Origin of the sequence: Burkholderia sp. Bp8992 (assembly GCF_003853705.1) — a bacterium.
Lineage (GTDB): Bacteria > Pseudomonadota > Gammaproteobacteria > Burkholderiales > Burkholderiaceae > Burkholderia.
In genome coordinates, this window is the sequence record NZ_QTQI01000021.1 from 57,518 (window position 1) to 72,977 (window position 15,460).

16 protein-coding genes are annotated in these 15,460 nt (G+C 67.2%); 6 read left to right on the forward strand and 10 right to left on the reverse strand.

Annotated elements, in window-relative coordinates:
* Positions 1-10: 10 nt before the first annotated feature.
* The gene (locus tag DIE03_RS26945; protein ID WP_124455334.1) at positions 11-661 is read left to right on the forward strand and encodes a histone H1-like DNA-binding protein; all 651 of its coding nucleotides are present in this window, start codon (positions 11-13) and stop codon (positions 659-661) included.
* Positions 662-874: 213 nt separating this feature from the next.
* Here the strand turns inward: DIE03_RS26945 and DIE03_RS26950 are convergent, their stop codons facing one another.
* The 10 genes from DIE03_RS26950 to DIE03_RS26995 all read right to left on the reverse strand — a co-directional run bounded on the left by DIE03_RS26950 (position 875) and on the right by DIE03_RS26995 (position 9,137).
* Positions 875-1,348: a glycine zipper 2TM domain-containing protein gene (locus DIE03_RS26950; RefSeq protein ID WP_006476977.1), complete on the reverse strand. Its 474-nt coding sequence runs from the start codon at positions 1,346-1,348 to the stop codon at positions 875-877.
* Between the two features lie 19 nt (positions 1,349-1,367).
* On the reverse strand, positions 1,368-2,306 hold the full coding sequence (locus tag DIE03_RS26955; RefSeq protein ID WP_124455335.1) for a carbohydrate kinase family protein: 939 nt from the start codon (positions 2,304-2,306) through the stop codon (positions 1,368-1,370).
* Positions 2,307-2,391: 85 nt separating this feature from the next.
* Positions 2,392-2,895 carry a thiol peroxidase gene (tpx, locus tag DIE03_RS26960; RefSeq protein ID WP_034182673.1) on the reverse strand — a complete coding sequence of 168 codons (504 nt, stop codon included), beginning with the start codon at positions 2,893-2,895 and terminating at the stop codon, positions 2,392-2,394.
* Between the two features lie 71 nt (positions 2,896-2,966).
* The gene (locus DIE03_RS26965; protein ID WP_124455336.1) at positions 2,967-4,343 is read right to left on the reverse strand and encodes a zinc-ribbon and DUF3426 domain-containing protein; all 1,377 of its coding nucleotides are present in this window, start codon (positions 4,341-4,343) and stop codon (positions 2,967-2,969) included.
* Between the two features lie 45 nt (positions 4,344-4,388).
* Positions 4,389-5,291: a 50S ribosomal protein L11 methyltransferase gene (gene prmA, locus DIE03_RS26970; RefSeq protein WP_124455337.1), complete on the reverse strand. Its 903-nt coding sequence runs from the start codon at positions 5,289-5,291 to the stop codon at positions 4,389-4,391.
* A 2-nt stretch (positions 5,292-5,293) separates the two neighbouring features.
* The gene (accC, locus tag DIE03_RS26975) at positions 5,294-6,661 is read right to left on the reverse strand and encodes an acetyl-CoA carboxylase biotin carboxylase subunit (protein ID WP_124455338.1); all 1,368 of its coding nucleotides are present in this window, start codon (positions 6,659-6,661) and stop codon (positions 5,294-5,296) included.
* An 85-nt stretch (positions 6,662-6,746) separates the two neighbouring features.
* Positions 6,747-7,220 carry an acetyl-CoA carboxylase biotin carboxyl carrier protein gene (gene accB / locus DIE03_RS26980; protein ID WP_124455339.1) on the reverse strand — a complete coding sequence of 158 codons (474 nt, stop codon included), beginning with the start codon at positions 7,218-7,220 and terminating at the stop codon, positions 6,747-6,749.
* A 66-nt stretch (positions 7,221-7,286) separates the two neighbouring features.
* The gene (gene aroQ / locus DIE03_RS26985) at positions 7,287-7,739 is read right to left on the reverse strand and encodes a type II 3-dehydroquinate dehydratase (protein WP_011350880.1); all 453 of its coding nucleotides are present in this window, start codon (positions 7,737-7,739) and stop codon (positions 7,287-7,289) included.
* Between the two features lie 194 nt (positions 7,740-7,933).
* Positions 7,934-8,485, reverse strand: coding sequence for a TlpA disulfide reductase family protein (locus DIE03_RS26990; RefSeq protein ID WP_124455340.1), 552 nt, complete (start codon positions 8,483-8,485; stop codon positions 7,934-7,936).
* Between the two features lie 7 nt (positions 8,486-8,492).
* Entirely contained in the window at positions 8,493-9,137 is a 645-nt protein-coding gene (locus tag DIE03_RS26995) for a UDP-N-acetylmuramate--alanine ligase (RefSeq protein ID WP_124455341.1), read from the reverse strand.
* 247 nt (positions 9,138-9,384) lie between these two features.
* Between DIE03_RS26995 and mpl the strand changes: the two genes are divergently transcribed.
* The 5 genes from mpl to mtgA all read left to right on the forward strand — a co-directional run bounded on the left by mpl (position 9,385) and on the right by mtgA (position 15,119).
* On the forward strand, positions 9,385-10,770 hold the full coding sequence (mpl, locus tag DIE03_RS27000; protein ID WP_124455342.1) for a UDP-N-acetylmuramate:L-alanyl-gamma-D-glutamyl-meso-diaminopimelate ligase: 1,386 nt from the start codon (positions 9,385-9,387) through the stop codon (positions 10,768-10,770).
* Positions 10,767-11,336 carry a YqiA/YcfP family alpha/beta fold hydrolase gene (locus DIE03_RS27005; protein WP_043191364.1) on the forward strand — a complete coding sequence of 190 codons (570 nt, stop codon included), beginning with the start codon at positions 10,767-10,769 and terminating at the stop codon, positions 11,334-11,336. Before mpl ends, DIE03_RS27005 begins: the two co-directional genes overlap by 4 nt.
* A gap of 80 nt (positions 11,337-11,416) precedes the next feature.
* Positions 11,417-13,504 carry an RNB domain-containing ribonuclease gene (locus tag DIE03_RS27010; RefSeq protein WP_124455343.1) on the forward strand — a complete coding sequence of 696 codons (2,088 nt, stop codon included), beginning with the start codon at positions 11,417-11,419 and terminating at the stop codon, positions 13,502-13,504.
* Positions 13,501-14,367, forward strand: coding sequence for a shikimate dehydrogenase (aroE, locus tag DIE03_RS27015; RefSeq protein ID WP_124455344.1), 867 nt, complete (start codon positions 13,501-13,503; stop codon positions 14,365-14,367). Before DIE03_RS27010 ends, aroE begins: the two co-directional genes overlap by 4 nt.
* Positions 14,368-14,381: 14 nt before the next feature.
* Positions 14,382-15,119 carry a monofunctional biosynthetic peptidoglycan transglycosylase gene (gene mtgA / locus DIE03_RS27020; protein WP_124455345.1) on the forward strand — a complete coding sequence of 246 codons (738 nt, stop codon included), beginning with the start codon at positions 14,382-14,384 and terminating at the stop codon, positions 15,117-15,119.
* The last annotated feature ends 341 nt before the right edge of the window (positions 15,120-15,460 follow it).

Below are 15,460 nucleotides of genomic sequence, written 5' to 3' on the forward strand. Positions count from 1 at the left end.
GGAGAACAACATGGCTACTGCCAAGAAGAAACCGGCTGCTAAGAAGGTTGCTGCCAAGAAGACCGTTGCGAAGAAGGCTGCTGCTCCGGCGAAGAAGGCCGCTGCAGTGAAGAAGGTCGCAGCGAAGAAAGTCGCCGTGAAGAAGGTTGCTGCGAAGAAGGCAGCACCGGCGAAGAAGGCCGCTGCAAAGAAGGTCGCAGCGAAGAAGGTCGCGGTGAAGAAGGTTGCAGCCAAGAAGGTCGCAGCGAAGAAAGTCGCGGTGAAGAAGGTTGCTGCAAAGAAGGCAGCACCGGCTAAGAAGGCCGCTGCGAAGAAGGTTGCAGCCAAGAAAGTCGCAGTGAAGAAGGTTGCTGCGAAGAAGGCAGCACCGGCGAAGAAGGCCGCTGCGAAGAAGGCTGCGCCTGCGAAGAAGGCTGCTGCGAAGAAGGCCGCGCCTGCGAAGAAGGCTGCCGCGAAGAAGGCTGCGCCTGCCAAGAAGGCTGCCCCTGCGAAGGCGGCTGCTGCTCCGGCGAAGAAGGCTGCTGCTCCGAAGAAGGCCGTCGTGAAGAAGGCTGCGCCGGCAACGACCGCGTCGACCGCATCGGTTGCGCCGGCATCGGGCGTGAAGACCGCGCTCAACCCGGCAGCTGCGTGGCCGTTCCCGACCGGCAGCCGTCCGTAATCTCGGCTGGCCAGCACCACCCGGACACTCACGTGGTGTCCGTGGGTTGAGTAGCGCTACTCAATCAGTCCCGCCATCTGGCTCAGGTGGCGGGATTTTTTTCGTCCGGACTCACCGAACGGGAGGTTGCCGCGAGTACGGACGAAAAAAAACGCATGTGCAGCTTCGCACATGCGTTCGACCGCGGCTTGCGCCGCGTGCTGAGGATGCCGGTTAGTGCGTGACGCGCGTGACGCCGCCGCTCGACAGCAGCCGCACGCGCTCGCCGGCGCGGAACGCTTCGCCGCTCGCTGCCTGCGTGATCGAGCGAAGATCGCCGTTGTCGAGGCGCACGGTGATTTCGACACCGTTCGCCGTGCTGAGGTTTTCGCCGACCGCGTTACCCGCGACCGCGCCGACGAGGCCGCCGGCGATTGCCGTCAGGATCGAGCCCTTGCCGCCGCCGATCGCACTGCCTGCGACCGCGCCGAGGGCGCCGCCGCCGAGCGTGCCGATCGCGCTGCCGCCGCCGTCGGACTGGATGCGTACCGCGCGGACGCTTTCGACCGTGCCCATGCGGACCGTCTGTTCGCGCTGCGCCTGGCCGACGCTATAGACATCGGCCGAACCGGGTGCCGTGAAGCAGCCGGCGAGCGTCAGCGTGGCCGTCAGCATGGCCGCGAGCGTGAGGGTTTTTTTCGTCAACATTTTTGCGCTCCCACAATATTCATTTGAGACTGTAACCGAATGCAGTCTCGAAGCGCGCGTCGATTTCGGCGCGCGTCAGTGCGTAAGTCTGGGGCCCCTGGTGGGCGATCTTGATCGAGCCCATCAGGCTCGCGAGGCGCCCCGTGGTTGCCCAGTCGAGGCCATGCTCGATGCCGTACAGCAGGCCGCCGCGGAAGGCATCGCCACAGCCGGTCGGATCGGCGATACGCTCGGCCGGCACGACGGGAATCTGCTCCGTGCCCTGCTTGTGGCGGATGGTCGCGCCGTGCTCGCCACGCGTAATGACGAGAGCGTCGACCCGGCTGGCGATTTCATCTTCGGACCATCCCGTCTTGTCGCTCACCAGCTTGGCCTCGTAGTCGTTGACCGCTACATAGGTCGCAAGTTCAATGCTGCGGCGCAGCGTCGCACCGTCGAACAGCGGCAGACCCTGGCCCGGGTCGAACACGAACGGCACACCGGCCTTGGCGAGCTCTTCCACGTGCTGCACCATCCCGTCGAAGCCGTCCGGGCCGACGATCGCGAGCTTGATGTCCGGCGCGTCGCCCGCATGGTTCAGGTGCGACTGCATCATCGCGCCCGGGTGGAACGCGGTGATCTGGTTGTTGTCGAGATCGGTCGTGATCATCGCCTGCGCCGTATACGTTTCGGGCAACACGCGAACGTGGTCGCGGCGCAGGCCGAGCTGGTCGAGCCGGTCGAGATACGGCTGCGCGTCGAGCGCGCCCACCGTCCCCATCACGCGTGCGTCGCCGCCGAGCAGGTGCAGCGCGTACGCGATGTTGCCCGCGCAGCCGCCGAATTCGCGACGCATCGTCGGCACGAGGAAGCTCAGGTTGATGAGGTGCACCTGGTCGGGCAGGATGTGCTCGCGGAACCGCCCTTCGAAGGTCATGATGGAGTCGTAGGCGATCGAGCCGCAAATCAGCGTAGCCAAGGTGTGCGTTCCTGTAGAAATGAGGGACCCTGCGCGACAACGCCGCGCGAAGGGCGCGGCGCGGCAGGGGAAAGCGGTAGAAAGCTTACTTCAGTGCGGCGAGCGCTGCATCGTAGTTCGGCTCGTCCTTGATTTCGCCGACGAGTTCCGCGTGGATCACCTTGTCCTGCGCGTCGAGCACGACGACCGCGCGTGCGGTCAGGCCGTTCAGCGGGCCGCTCGTCACGTCGACGCCGTACGCGTTCGCGAACGCGCGGCCGGTACGGAACGTCGAGGCCGTCACGACGTTGGCGAGGCCTTCGGTCGTGCAGAAGCGCGTGGCGGCGAACGGCAGGTCGGCGGACACGACCACCACGACCGTGTTGTCGAGCGACGACGCGGCTTCGTTGAACTTGCGGGTCGACGTCGCGCAGGTCGGCGTGTCGAGGCTCGGCACGATGTTCAGCACCTTGCGCTTGCCCGCGAAGCTGGCGAGCGACAGGTCGGCGAGGTCCTTGCCGACCAGCTTGAAATCGGCGGCTTGGGCGCCGACGGCCGGGAACGTGCCGGCGAGATCGATCGGGTTGCCACCCAGCGTAACTTTGCTCATGTTCGTGCTCCGAAATAGCGCGCCGGAGGCGCGCGGGTTGAGACGGGCGCGCATGCGCGCGCCGCGGCGCGTCACGGATAGAAGATCTGGACGCGGAAATTCGACGCAGGCTTGCCGTTCGTTTCGAGGCGGACGACCATCGTCTGCGTGGTGCCGGGCGGCAGCCCGGCGTCGATCGGCGTGCCCGGGCGCACGTAGTCGCGCGGCGCGAGCACGCGGCGCACGGTCACGCGATTGGTGTCGTCGAGCAGCGTGAGTTCGAGCGACGGGTACGCGAGCGCGACGCGGTAGCGGTTCGTCAGCGGCACCTTCAGTTCGAGCTCGCGCGGGCCGTCGAGCTGGCGCAGGTCGGTCGCGTCGAGCCTCAGCCCGTCGATCGCGCGCGGCGGCGTGACCGTGCAGCCGAGCGGCGCGCACGCCTGCCGGAACCAGCCCTGCGTGACGGGCCAGTAGATCATCAGCGTTTCGCGTTGCCACCACGCCAGTTGCGCGACGAGCAGCCCGACCAGCGCGGCCGCGACGAGGCCGCCGAAAAAGCCGCCGAGCATCCCGCGCTGCTGCGGCGCGCGCGTCTCGCGCGTGACCGCGAAGTGCGGGCGGTCGTCGTCGGTCAGTGCGGCCGGGAACGGGACGGCCGGTTGGACGACCGGTTGGGCGACCGGCTCGGCTGCCGCTGCTGCGGACGCGGCGTTGTCATGCCGGGCGAACGCGTCGGGTTCGGATCCGGTTTCGGGTTCAGGTTCGGAGACGGCCGGTGCCGGCGTGAACGCGAAACGCGGCTCGCGCGGCGCGCGATCGTCGTCCGGCACGGCGAAGCGCGCGTGGCCGACGGGTTCGGCCGCATCGGGCGCTGCTTCCGGTTTCGGCTGAACGTGGGCGACGAAGCGCGGCTCGCGCGGGTCGTGCTCGACCGGCGCGGGCGATGCTTCGGTGTCGGTTCCCGCCTGCCGTGGATGCGGTTCGGCCGGATGCGCGACATCGGTCGATGTCGCATCGAGTTCGGTCGGGGCCGGGAAGGGCGCTGGCGTACCCGACAGGTGAACGATGCCGGCTTCCGTGGCCGGGAGTGCGAGCGGAATCAGCGGCCCGGTGCGGACGGTCTCGACGCTGTGCTGCAGCGACGGATCGACGCCGGCGTCGAGCCACGGCGCCCACATGTCCCAGCCTTCGGGCTTGTAATCGGACTCGGATGGCGACCCGGCCGGAGCGTCGGCGGTGAACAGCCGTGCGGGCGGGGCCTGATGGTGTGCGTGGGTGTCGTCCTGCGCAGCCGCCGCCTCGGTCAGTGCCGGTTCGGGCTGCTGCGCGTGCTCGGGAACGAGCGATTCGGACGCGTTGAAGACTTCGTGGCAATGGCCGCAGCGCACGAGCCCTTCATGCAGCGAGAGCTGTTCCTGCTGCAGCCGGAAGACGGTTTCGCAATGAGGGCAGCGCGTCGCAAGAAGCATGTCGAGCCGGGCGGCCTGCTGGCCAGAGTGAAGGACAGCGCTATTCTAATGGCTTTCGCGCCGGGTTCCGGCGAGGCATACCCAACCTTCGTGTTCGCGCCAGACCGAGATGTCGACGTAGCGCGCATAAACGGCCGCGACTTCGTCCGCCTGGCGCGCGAGCACGCCCGACAGCGCGATGCGCCCGCCCGGTTTGACCTTCGATGCGAGCATCGACGCCATCAGCTTCAGCGGGTTCGACAGGATGTTCGCGACGACGATGTCGAACTCGCCGTCCGGGCATGCGTCGGGCAGCCCGTACGTGACTTCCGCACGGTTGCGCTCGCTGTTCTGGCGCGCCGACTCGACGGCCTGCGGATCGATGTCGATGCCGATCACGGGGTTCGCCCCGCATTTCTTCGCGAGGATCGCGAGGATGCCCGAGCCGCAGCCGTAGTCGAGCACCGACTGGCCGGGCTTCACCGACTGCTCGAGCCACTCCATGCACAGGCGCGTAGTGGGGTGGCTGCCGGTGCCGAATGCGAGGCCCGGATCGAGTTCGAGGACGAGCGCGTCGGGATCGGGTGCATCGTGCCACGACGGTACGACCCAGATCCGCTCGCCGATCGGGATCGGCTCGAATTGCGATTGCGTGAGCCGCACCCAGTCCTGCTCCTCGACTTCGCGGACGACGAACGTCGGCGTGTCGGCGATGCCGATCTCGTTTGCAGCCGCGGCGAGCAGCACGGCCGGCTCATGGTCGGCCGACAGCAGCGCAACCACGCGCGAGTGCTGCCACGCGGTGCGGTCGGGCACGAGGCCCGGCTCGCCGAAGAGCGGCTGTTCGTCGGGCGTGTCGGCGTCGGCGTCCTCGACGGACACCGACAGCGCGCCGAGGTCGAGCAGCGCGTCGGACAGCGCCTCCGCATGCTCACGGGCCAGTTCGACGACGAGTTCGCGATAGCTCATGCTTACGCTTCTTCCGGTGCGACCTGCTGCTTTTGCGCGAGCCGGTTTTCGAGGTAGTGGATGCTGGTGCCGCCTTCGACGAACTTCGAGTCGATCATCAGCTCGCGGTGCAGCGGGATGTTGGTCTGGATGCCTTCGACGACCATTTCCGACAGCGCGATGCGCATCCGGCGGATCGCCTGCTCGCGCGTCGCGCCGTAGGTGATCAGCTTGCCGATCATCGAATCATAGTTCGGCGGCACGAAATAGCCATTGTAGGCATGCGAGTCGACGCGCACGCCGGGGCCGCCCGGCGTATGCCACGACGTGATCCGGCCCGGCGACGGCGTGAACTTGAACGGATCTTCGGCGTTGATCCGGCATTCGATCGCATGTCCGCGGAACTGGATGTCGCGCTGGCGCAGCGTGAGCTTCTCGCCGGCCGCGATGCGGATCTGTTCCTGCACGATGTCGACGCCCGTGATCAGCTCCGATACCGGGTGCTCGACCTGCACGCGCGTGTTCATCTCGATGAAGTAGAACTCGCCGTTTTCGTACAGGAATTCGAACGTGCCCGCACCGAGGTAGCCCATCTTCTTGCATGCGTCCGCGCAGCGGTCGCCGATGCGGTCGATCAGGCGGCGCGGAATGCCGGGCGCCGGCGCTTCCTCGATCACCTTCTGGTGGCGGCGCTGCATCGAGCAATCGCGTTCGCCGAGCCAGATCGCGTTCTTGTACGCGTCCGACAGCACCTGGATCTCGATGTGGCGCGGGTTCTCGAGGAACTTCTCCATGTACACCTGCGGGTTGCCGAACGCACGGCCGGCTTCCTCGCGGGTCATGTTGACCGCGTTGACGAGCGCAGCCTCGGTGTGCACGACGCGCATCCCGCGCCCGCCACCGCCGCCTGCCGCCTTGATGATGACCGGATAGCCGATCGCGCGCGCAATCTTGACGATCTCCTTCGGATCGTCCGGCAACGCGCCTTCCGAGCCCGGCACGCACGGCACGCCGGTCTTGATCATCGTCTGCTTCGCGGTGACCTTGTCGCCCATCATCCGGATCGTTTCCGGGCGCGGGCCGATGAACGTGAAGCCGGACTGCTCGACGCGCTCCGCGAAATCGGCGTTTTCCGACAGGAAGCCGTAGCCGGGGTGGATCGCTTCGGCGTCGGTGACTTCCGCGGCGCTGATCAGCGCCGGCATGTTCAGGTAGCTCAGGTTCGACGGGGCCGGGCCGATACAGACGGCTTCGTCCGCGAGGCGCACGTACTTGGCTTCCTTGTCGGCTTCCGAGTAGACGACCACCGTCTTGACGCCGAGCTCGCGGCACGCGCGCTGGATGCGCAGCGCGATTTCACCGCGGTTGGCAATGAGGATTTTTTCAAACATAGCGAGTATTCGTCTCTTCGAGGGGCGCGCGAACGGCGCCTGGCGAGCATCGGCGGCGCGCGGCCGGCAGGGCCGCGCGGCGGGCTTAGCCGATCACGAAAAGCGGCTGGCCGTATTCGACGGCCTGGCCGTTCTCGACGAGGATTTCCTTGATCACGCCGGCTTTGTCCGACTCGATCTCGTTGAGCAGCTTCATCGCTTCGATGATGCAGATCGTCTGGCCTTCCTTGACCGTGTCGCCGACCTGGACGAACGGGTCCGCGCCCGGCGACGGCGCGCGATAGAACGTGCCGACCATCGGCGACGTCACGACGTGGCCCTGCGGGACGGCCGGTGCGGCAGCGCCGCCTGCGGCCGGCGCGGCAGCGCCTTCGGCCGGCAGCGCGGCCGACGGAGCGGGCGCGCTGACTTGCGGGGCATACCCAGCCGTCGGCTGCACATAGACCGGCGGTGCGTTCTTGACGATGCGCACCTTGCCTTCGCCTTCCGTCACTTCCAGCTCGGAGATGCCGGATTCGGAAACGAGGTCGATCAGAGTTTTCAGCTTACGAAGATCCATCGGGAATTCCCCTTTCAATACGTGAAAGCGCCGGTTAGGGGCCGGCGCTGAATCTAGATCGCGAAATCAGCCGCGCGACGTGCCTTGCAGCTTGTCCAGCGCGTACTCGAGCGCGTACAGATAACCTTTCCAGCCGAGCCCGCAGATCACGCCTTCGGCCTGGTCGGAAAAGTAGGAGTGGTGCCTGAACGCTTCGCGGCGATGCACGTTCGACAGGTGAACCTCGACGAACGGGATGCCAACGCCGGCGATCGCGTCCCGGATCGCGACGCTCGTGTGCGTATACGCGGCCGGATTGATCAGGATGAAATCGGTCTGTTCCTCCCGCGCGGCCTGGATGCGGTCGACCAGCGCACCTTCATGGTTGCTCTGGAACGACGACAGCTCGGCGCCGGCTTCCCGGGCACGTGCGGCAAGCGCCTGATCGATCTGCGCGAGCGTGACGCGGCCGTACACCTCCGGTTCCCGGGTGCCGAGAAGGTTCAGGTTGGGGCCGTGCAGCACCAGCAATCGTGTCATGGTCGCTTCTATTTCTGCGGAATTGCGCGAACTTTAGCGCTATTTAGAGAAATTTGTCTAGTTTTGCCGAACGGCCGGGCGCGCCGGACCTGCAAGAATTACCGGCATGGGCGCAAAGTATCAGCGAATTCACGCGAAATTGCGGCGATCGACAGGCAAATCGCCGCCAACGTGCGGGCCGCCGTTCGGGCCGGTTACAGCGCGTCGAGCGTCTTTTTCAGCTCGGCCGGTTGGATTTGTCCCAATTTTGTCTCGCGAATCTTGCCGGTTTCGTCGATCACGACTGTAAACGGCAACGCGCCGGCGGTATTTCCAAAATTGCGGGCCAGATCGGCGCCCGCATAACCGCTGACGAAGACCGGATAGTCGACCTTCACTTTCTGCAGAAAGTTCTTCACGTTCTGCTCGGAATCGACGCCGATCCCGATGAAACGGATGCCTTTCTGCTTGTACTGGTGTGACAGCGCGACGAGCTCGGGCATCTCCTCGACGCACGGGCCGCACCACGACGCCCAGAAATTGACGACGACCTTCTGGCCCTTGAAGGCCGCGAGCGTGGCCGGCTTGCCGTCGGTGCCCGTCAGCGACGACGCCCACAACTGGTCGACCGGGTTGCCGTGCACGGCGGGCGCGGCGACAGCGACGCCGTCGTCGGTGCTGCCGCGGAACCAGTGGCCGGCCGTGAGCCCGCCGGCAACGGCAGCGGCCGCGACGACCGCGAGCGCCAACATGCGTTTCATCATCATCGTTGAATCATTCCGGTTCGGAAGGGGCCTTGCCTGCTTCGATCAGCGCGCGCAGCGCGGCGGCATCCGCACGGGCGACGCGGCCGCGCGCGTCGGCCTTGACCGCGCCGCGCAGGTCGTCGCTCGCATAGAGCGCGAGGTGGATGCCGATCGCATCCACGTCGCGCCGCGGGCGCCACAGGAAACTGAGCGTCTCGACGTCGGCGCGGCCCGCGAAGTGCCGCGTCTCCGACACGTCATACTGGACATTCTGGTTCAGCAGGTAGATGGCGACGTCCTTCGGGTTGTCGGTGAATGCCTGCAAATGGATATCCGAATGGGCGTTCGCGGTGCCGTTCAGCACGGCACCCGTCACATAAGGATGGAACTCGGCGAGCCGGCGCATCCAGTCGAGCGCGATCTCGCGCAGGCGGCGCAGTTCGTCCGGCTGCGTGTCGCTCTGGAACAGTGCGAGGTACTCGCGCAGTTCTTCCTCGATCTGGTCGTTATCCGGCAGCCATTCGCCGGCAACGCGCGTATCGCCCAGCAACTGGCGCGCGGCCTTGCGTTTCGCGCCGGCGTAGTCGAGGCCGTCCTCCGCGATCAGGCGGGCGGCGGACTGGGCGATTTCCTCGCGGACGCGCCGCGGGTCGAGAAGGGATTTGCGAGACATGATCCGGCAATCATACTCGATCGCCGAAGCGCCAGAGCGCGGGTGCGGCGGGCTGCCGCCTGGCGTACGGGCGGCGTTCGCTCGCATCGTTCGGGCCGCCGGGCAGTGCAGGCCGTCAGTTACAATAGCCATCTTTGTGTCGCGGCAAAAGTCGTTGGCCAGGCGCCGGTCGCGCGGCCCGTCCGGCGCGCCGCACACGCATCCTTTCCGAATCGACGGCGCCCGGCGGCGCGAAAGCATTCACTCTATGCACATCCACATTCTTGGCATCTGCGGCACCTTCATGGGCGGTCTCGCCGTACTCGCGCGCGAGGCGGGCCACACGGTGACGGGTTGCGACGCGGGCGTCTATCCGCCGATGAGCACGCAGCTCGAGGCGCAGGGCATCACGCTGATCGAGGGCTACGGCGCCGAGCAGATCGACCTGAAACCGGACCTGTTCGTGATCGGCAACGTCGTCACACGCGGCAATCCGCTGATGGAGGCGATCCTCGATCGCGGCCTGCCGTACGTGTCGGGCCCGCAGTGGCTCGGCGAGCACGTACTGGCCGGCAAATGGGTGCTCGCGGTCGCGGGTACGCACGGCAAGACGACCACGTCGTCGATGCTTGCGTGGCTGCTCGAGGACGCGGGCCTGAACCCGGGTTTCCTGATCGGTGGCGTGCCGCTGAACTTCGGCATATCGGCGCGGCTCACCGATTCGAGCTTCTTCGTGATCGAGGCCGACGAGTACGACACCGCGTTCTTCGACAAGCGCTCGAAGTTCGTCCACTACCGGCCGCGCACCGCGGTGCTGAACAACCTTGAATTCGATCACGCGGACATCTTCCCGGATCTCGCCGCGATCGAGACGCAATTCCACCACCTCGTGCGCACCGTGCCGGGCGTTGGCCGGATCGTGACGAACGGCCGCTCGGACGCACTCGAGCGCGTGCTGGCGCGCGGCTGCTGGAGCGAGGTCGAGCGCTTCGGCGTCGACGGCGGCTGGCAGGCGCTGCCGGCCGAGGACGGCGTGCCGGTCGACGAGCGCTTCGCGGTGTATTCGCAGGCCGAGCGCGTCGGCGAAGTCGCGTGGCAGGTGCAGGGCGATCACAACCGGATGAACGCGCTGGCAGCGATTGCCGCTGCACGCCATGTCGGCGTACCGCCCGCGCAGGCGGCCGTTTCGCTCGCGTCGTTCCGCAACGTGAAGCGCCGGATGGAAGTGCGCGGCAGCGTCGACGGCGTGACCGTCTACGACGATTTCGCGCACCATCCGACCGCGATCGAAACCACGATCGCCGGCCTTCGTGCACGCATCGGCCGCCAGAATGCCCGCATCCTCGCCGTGCTCGAGCCGCGCTCGAACACGATGAAGCTCGGCGTGATGAAGTCGCAATTGCCGGCGAGCCTCGCCGATGCCGATCTCGTGTTCGGCTACGGCGCACCGACCGGGCGCGACGCGCTCGGCTGGAATCTCGCCGAAGCGCTGGCGCCGCTCGGCGATCACGCGCGCGCGTTCGACGACCTGCACCTGCTGGTGAAGGCGGTGGTCGAGGCCGCGCGCCCGGGCGACCACGTGCTCGTGATGAGCAACGGCGGTTTCGGCGGCGTGCACCAGAAGCTGCTCGACGCGCTCGGGAGCCGCACGTGATCCTGTATCTGCACGGCTTCCGGTCGTCGCCGGAATCGCAGAAGTCACGGCAGCTCGCCGCGCGCATGGCCGAACTCGGCCGCACCGACGAGTGGCGGTGCCCGTCGCTGTCGGTGTCGCCGCTGGAGGCGATCGCGGTCGCGGAAGCCGAGGTGGCCGGTGCGCGCGACGTCACCGTCGTCGGCAGCTCGCTCGGTGGCTATTACGCGACGTGGCTGGCCGAAAAGCACGGCTGGAAGGCCGTGCTGCTGAATCCGGCCATCGTGCCGCAGCGCGATCTCGAGCAGCACCTGGGCGAACAGCCGCTGTACCACGGCGGTGGCACGATCGTCGTCGAGCGTCGCCACCTGCATGAACTCGACGCGCTGCGCGTGCCGGCGATCACGCGTGCCGAACGCTACTATCTGTTCGCGGCGACCGGCGACGAAGTGCTCGACTACCGCGAGATGCTGGCCCATTACCCAGGTGCGAAAACGCGCGTGATCGAAGGCAGCGATCACGGAATCAGCGAATTTGCCGACTATGTCGACGACGTTCTCGCCTTTTGCGACGGAAAGACGTCATAAACCGGCCGTGTGCCGATCGAATCCCCATCATCATGCGGTGCCGCCGATGCGGCGCCGGGCAGTCTGAACGAGAGTACTGAGTGAACGTTTTCTTCGAGGAATCGGGCAGTTTCAAGGCGGGCAGCGTGCTGTCGCGCCAGGGCGATGCATTTCAGGTCGAGTTGCCGGGCGGGCGGCGGGCGAAGGTGCGCGCGAAAGACGTGCTGATCGAGTTCGAGAAGCCGGCCGCGGGCGAGCTGATGCAGGAGGCCGACACGGCCGCGCAGCAGATCGACCTGGATTTCCTGTGGGAATGCGCGCCGGCCGACGAGTTTGCGTATACGGCGCTGGCCGCCGAGTACTTCGGCGCGACGTACGGCCCGGTCGAGCGCGCGGCGCTGGTGCTGCGGCTGCATGGTTCGCCCGTCTACTTCCGCCGCAAGGGGCGCGGCCAGTACCAGCGCGCGCCGGAAGAGCAGCTCAAGATGGCGCTCGCGTCGCTCGAGCGCAAGCGCCAGCAGGCGCTGGTCCAGGCGCAGTATGAAGAGGAGCTGAAGGCCGGCAAGCTGCCGGAAGCATTCGCGGGCAAGGTGCTCGGGCTGCTGACGCGGCCGGACAAGAACGCGATCGAATACAAGGCGATGGAAGCGGCGGCCGGCGCGCGTGGCGTGTCGCCGGCGCGACTGATGCTCGACTGCGGCGGCATCGCGTCGCCGCGCGCGCTGCACGAGGCGCGCTTCCTCGCCGAATTCTTCCCGCACGGCACGGGCTTTCCGCCCGTCACGGTCGGCGCACTGCCGGACGACCTGCCGCGCGCGAACGTCGAGGCGTTCTCGATCGACGACATCACGACGACCGAAATCGACGACGCGTTCTCGGTCGAGCACCTGTCGGACGGCCGTGTGCGGATCGGCGTGCACATCGCGGCGCCGGCGCTCGGCATCGTGCGCGGCGACGCGGTCGACGCGATCGCGCGCACGCGCCTGTCGACCGTCTACATGCCGGGCGACAAGATCACGATGCTGCCGGACAACGTCGTTGACGTGTTCACGCTGAAGGAAGGCGATTACCGTCCGGCGCTGTCGCTGTACATCATCGTCAACCGCGAAACGCAGGAGATCGTCGCGAACGAGACGCGCGCCGAGCTCGTGTTCGTGAAGAACAACCTGCGCCACAACACGCTCGACGAGCTCGTCAACGAAGAGACGCTCGCGGCCGGCACCGGCGACTATCCGCACAAGGACGACATCGCCGTGCTGTGGCCGCTCGCGCAGGCGCTGTTCGAGAAGCGCCAGGTCGCGCGCGCGGGCTACGGCCTGAAGCGCGAGGTGCAGCGCAACACCGACTACAACTTCTACGTCGAAGGCGAGCACGTGTCGATCACGCCGCGCCGCCGCGGGTCGCCGCTCGACCTGATCGTGTCGGAGCTCGCGATCCTCGCGAACTCGACCTGGGGCGCGTTCCTGCACGACCACACGGTGCCGGGCATCTACCGCTCGCAGCGCGGCTTCGGCGCGCCGGGCCCGAAGCGCACGCGGATGCAGACGACGGCCGCGCCGCACGAGGGCCTCGGCGTCGCGCAGTACGCGTGGAGCACGTCGCCGCTGCGCCGCTACGTCGACCTCGTAAACCAGTGGCAGCTGCTCGCGTGCGTGCAGCACGGCGTCACCGCGAAGCTTGCCGCGCCGTTCAAGCCGAAGGACGCCGACCTGTACGCAGTCGTGCAGGGCTTCGACGATACGTACACGGCCTACGCCGACTACCAGCGCCGGATGGAGTACTTCTGGTGCTTGCGCTGGCTCGCGCAGGAGCAGAAGAAGCAGGTCGTCGCGAGCGTCGTGAAGGGCGATCTCGTGCGCCTCGAGGAAATTCCGCTGCTGCTGCACGTGCCGGGGCTCGGCGTGCATGCGCGCGGCACGCGTGTGCTGCTCGATGTGATGTCGCTCGACGAACTGACGATCGAGGCGTCGGTACGCCTCCTGAACGTGCTGGACGCGCCGACCGTGACGAGCGGCGACGCGGCCGAGGAAGAGGATGACGCCGAAGGCGGCGACGACACGCTGGTCGACGCGGAAGACGCATCGGCGGAAGCCGAGGCGGAAGCGCTGGCCGAAGCCGACGGCGCGGCGGCAGAAGCCGGCGGCGAAGCCGCTGGCGGCAACGACGGCGAAGAGGGGCGCGCATCATGAACGCGATGGCGTCGACGAGCGGCGCCGACCGCTATGTCGTGTTCGGCAACCCGGTGGCGCACAGCAAGTCGCCGTTCATCCACGCGCAGTTCGCCGCGCAGACGGGTGAGCCGATCGAGTACGCGCACCGGCTCGCGCCGGTCGACGGCTTCGAGGCGGCCGTGCGCGCGTTCGTCGCCGAAGGCGGCCGCGGTGCGAACGTGACGGTGCCGTTCAAGCTCGACGCACATGCGCTGGCCGACTCGCTGTCGCCGCGCGCGGCGGCGGCCGGCGCGGTGAACACGTTGCGCATCGATGCCGACGGCCATATCCACGGCGACAACACCGACGGCGTCGGCCTTGTGCGCGACATCGAACAAAATCTCGGCGTGTCGCTCGCGGGCGCACGCATCCTGCTGCTCGGCGCGGGCGGTGCGGCGCGCGGCGTCGTGCTGCCGCTGCTCGACCGTGCGCCGCTCGCGATCGCGATCGTGAACCGTACCGCGAGCAAGGCCGAAGCGCTCGTCGGCCAGTTCATGCAGGCCGCGCACGACGCGGGCTGCACGCTCGCGGGCGGTGGTCCCGACGTGGTGCGCGCGGAGCCGTACGACGTGGTGATCAACGCGACGGCCGGCAGCCTCGATGCCGCACTGCCGGAATGCGACGCGGCCGCGTTCGGCGCGGGCACGCTCGCGTACGACATGATGTACGGCGCGCAGCCGACCGTGTTCATGCAGCACGCGGCGTCGCTCGGCGCGCGCACGGCCGATGGGCTCGGGATGCTGGTCGAGCAGGCGGCCGAATCGTTCTACATCTGGCGCGGCGTGCGGCCGGACGGTGCACCGGTGCTGGCCGCGCTGCGCCAGGCGCTCGCGGCGAGCTGACCGGAGCGCGGCCCGTGGTGGCGGTGAGCAGCACGCAGCGCACGCAATCGGTGAGCCTCGCTCGCTGGATTGCCTATGCGGGATCGGTGTTCGCGGGCGCGTGGCTCGCGACGCAGCTGTTCTATCTCGCGCAGATCGCGCTGTGGTCGTTCGTGAACCCGGGCTCGACCGCGTTCATGCGCACCGATGCGTGGTGGCTGTCGCGCGCGACGCCGCCCGCGCAGATCCAGCACCAGTGGGTGCCGTATGACCAGATCTCGCGCAACCTGAAGCGCGCGCTGATCGCCTCCGAAGACTCGACCTTCGCGACCAACAACGGCTACGACGTCGACGCGATCCTGCAGGCGTGGGAGAAGAACAAGGCGCGCGGCAAGATCGTCGCGGGCGGCTCGACGATCACGCAGCAGCTCGCGCGCAACCTGTTCCTGTCGCGCGAGAAGAGCTACATCCGCAAGGGGCAGGAGCTCATCATCACGTGGATGCTCGAAGCGGTGCTCGACAAGGAGCGCATCTTCGAGATCTACCTGAATTCGGTCGAATGGGGCCGCGGCGTGTACGGCGCCGAGGCGGCCGCACGCTATTACTACAAGGTCCCCGCGAGCCGGCTCGGCGCGTGGCAGTCGGCGCGCCTCGCGGTGATGCTGCCGAAGCCGCGCTGGTTCGACGCGCATCGCGGCTCGGCCTACCAGGCGCAGCGCGCGGCGGTCATCGCGCGCCGGATGGGCACGGCCGAACTGCCGCAATCGGAGTGAGCGGCGCGAGCGCGCCGCCGCGTTGTCCGTTCCGATGCCCATGCGCCATTGGTGCACTGCAGCGCATTCGTGTCACGCGCATTTCGGGCCACATCCATTAGACGAATCCGTCTATTTCGTCTTGCTGATCAATTCTCGCGACCGTGCGAGTTTGTTCGCCGATATGGCACGAAATCCGCCCTTTTTTAGTCGTCGCGGGTAAACGCGAAAGTCACTGAAAGCGACGTGAAATGCAACGTTTCACGATTCGAAGCATTCCTGAAAGGTGTGCGCCGCACCCTCCGCCAGCCAAATATTTCAAAATTTTTCAAAGCTGACGGGCTCGCGTATATTGGCCAGCG

Excerpts from the sequence above, each read along its gene's own strand:
- DIE03_RS26945 (WP_124455334.1), top strand. The coding sequence starts at position 11 with ATGGCTACTGCCAAGAAGAAACCGGCTGCTAAGAAGGTTGCTGCCAAG.
- DIE03_RS26950 (WP_006476977.1), bottom strand. The coding sequence starts at position 1,348 with ATGTTGACGAAAAAAACCCTCACGCTCGCGGCCATGCTGACGGCCACG.
- tpx (WP_034182673.1), bottom strand. The coding sequence starts at position 2,895 with ATGAGCAAAGTTACGCTGGGTGGCAACCCGATCGATCTCGCCGGCACG.
- DIE03_RS26965 (WP_124455336.1), bottom strand. The coding sequence starts at position 4,343 with ATGCTTCTTGCGACGCGCTGCCCTCATTGCGAAACCGTCTTCCGGCTG.
- prmA (WP_124455337.1), bottom strand. The coding sequence starts at position 5,291 with ATGAGCTATCGCGAACTCGTCGTCGAACTGGCCCGTGAGCATGCGGAG.
- accC (WP_124455338.1), bottom strand. The coding sequence starts at position 6,661 with ATGTTTGAAAAAATCCTCATTGCCAACCGCGGTGAAATCGCGCTGCGC.
- accB (WP_124455339.1), bottom strand. The coding sequence starts at position 7,220 with ATGGATCTTCGTAAGCTGAAAACTCTGATCGACCTCGTTTCCGAATCC.
- aroQ (WP_011350880.1), bottom strand. The coding sequence starts at position 7,739 with ATGACACGATTGCTGGTGCTGCACGGCCCCAACCTGAACCTTCTCGGC.
- DIE03_RS26990 (WP_124455340.1), bottom strand. The coding sequence starts at position 8,485 with ATGATGATGAAACGCATGTTGGCGCTCGCGGTCGTCGCGGCCGCTGCC.
- DIE03_RS26995 (WP_124455341.1), bottom strand. The coding sequence starts at position 9,137 with ATGTCTCGCAAATCCCTTCTCGACCCGCGGCGCGTCCGCGAGGAAATC.
- mpl (WP_124455342.1), top strand. The coding sequence starts at position 9,385 with ATGCACATCCACATTCTTGGCATCTGCGGCACCTTCATGGGCGGTCTC.
- aroE (WP_124455344.1), top strand. The coding sequence starts at position 13,501 with ATGAACGCGATGGCGTCGACGAGCGGCGCCGACCGCTATGTCGTGTTC.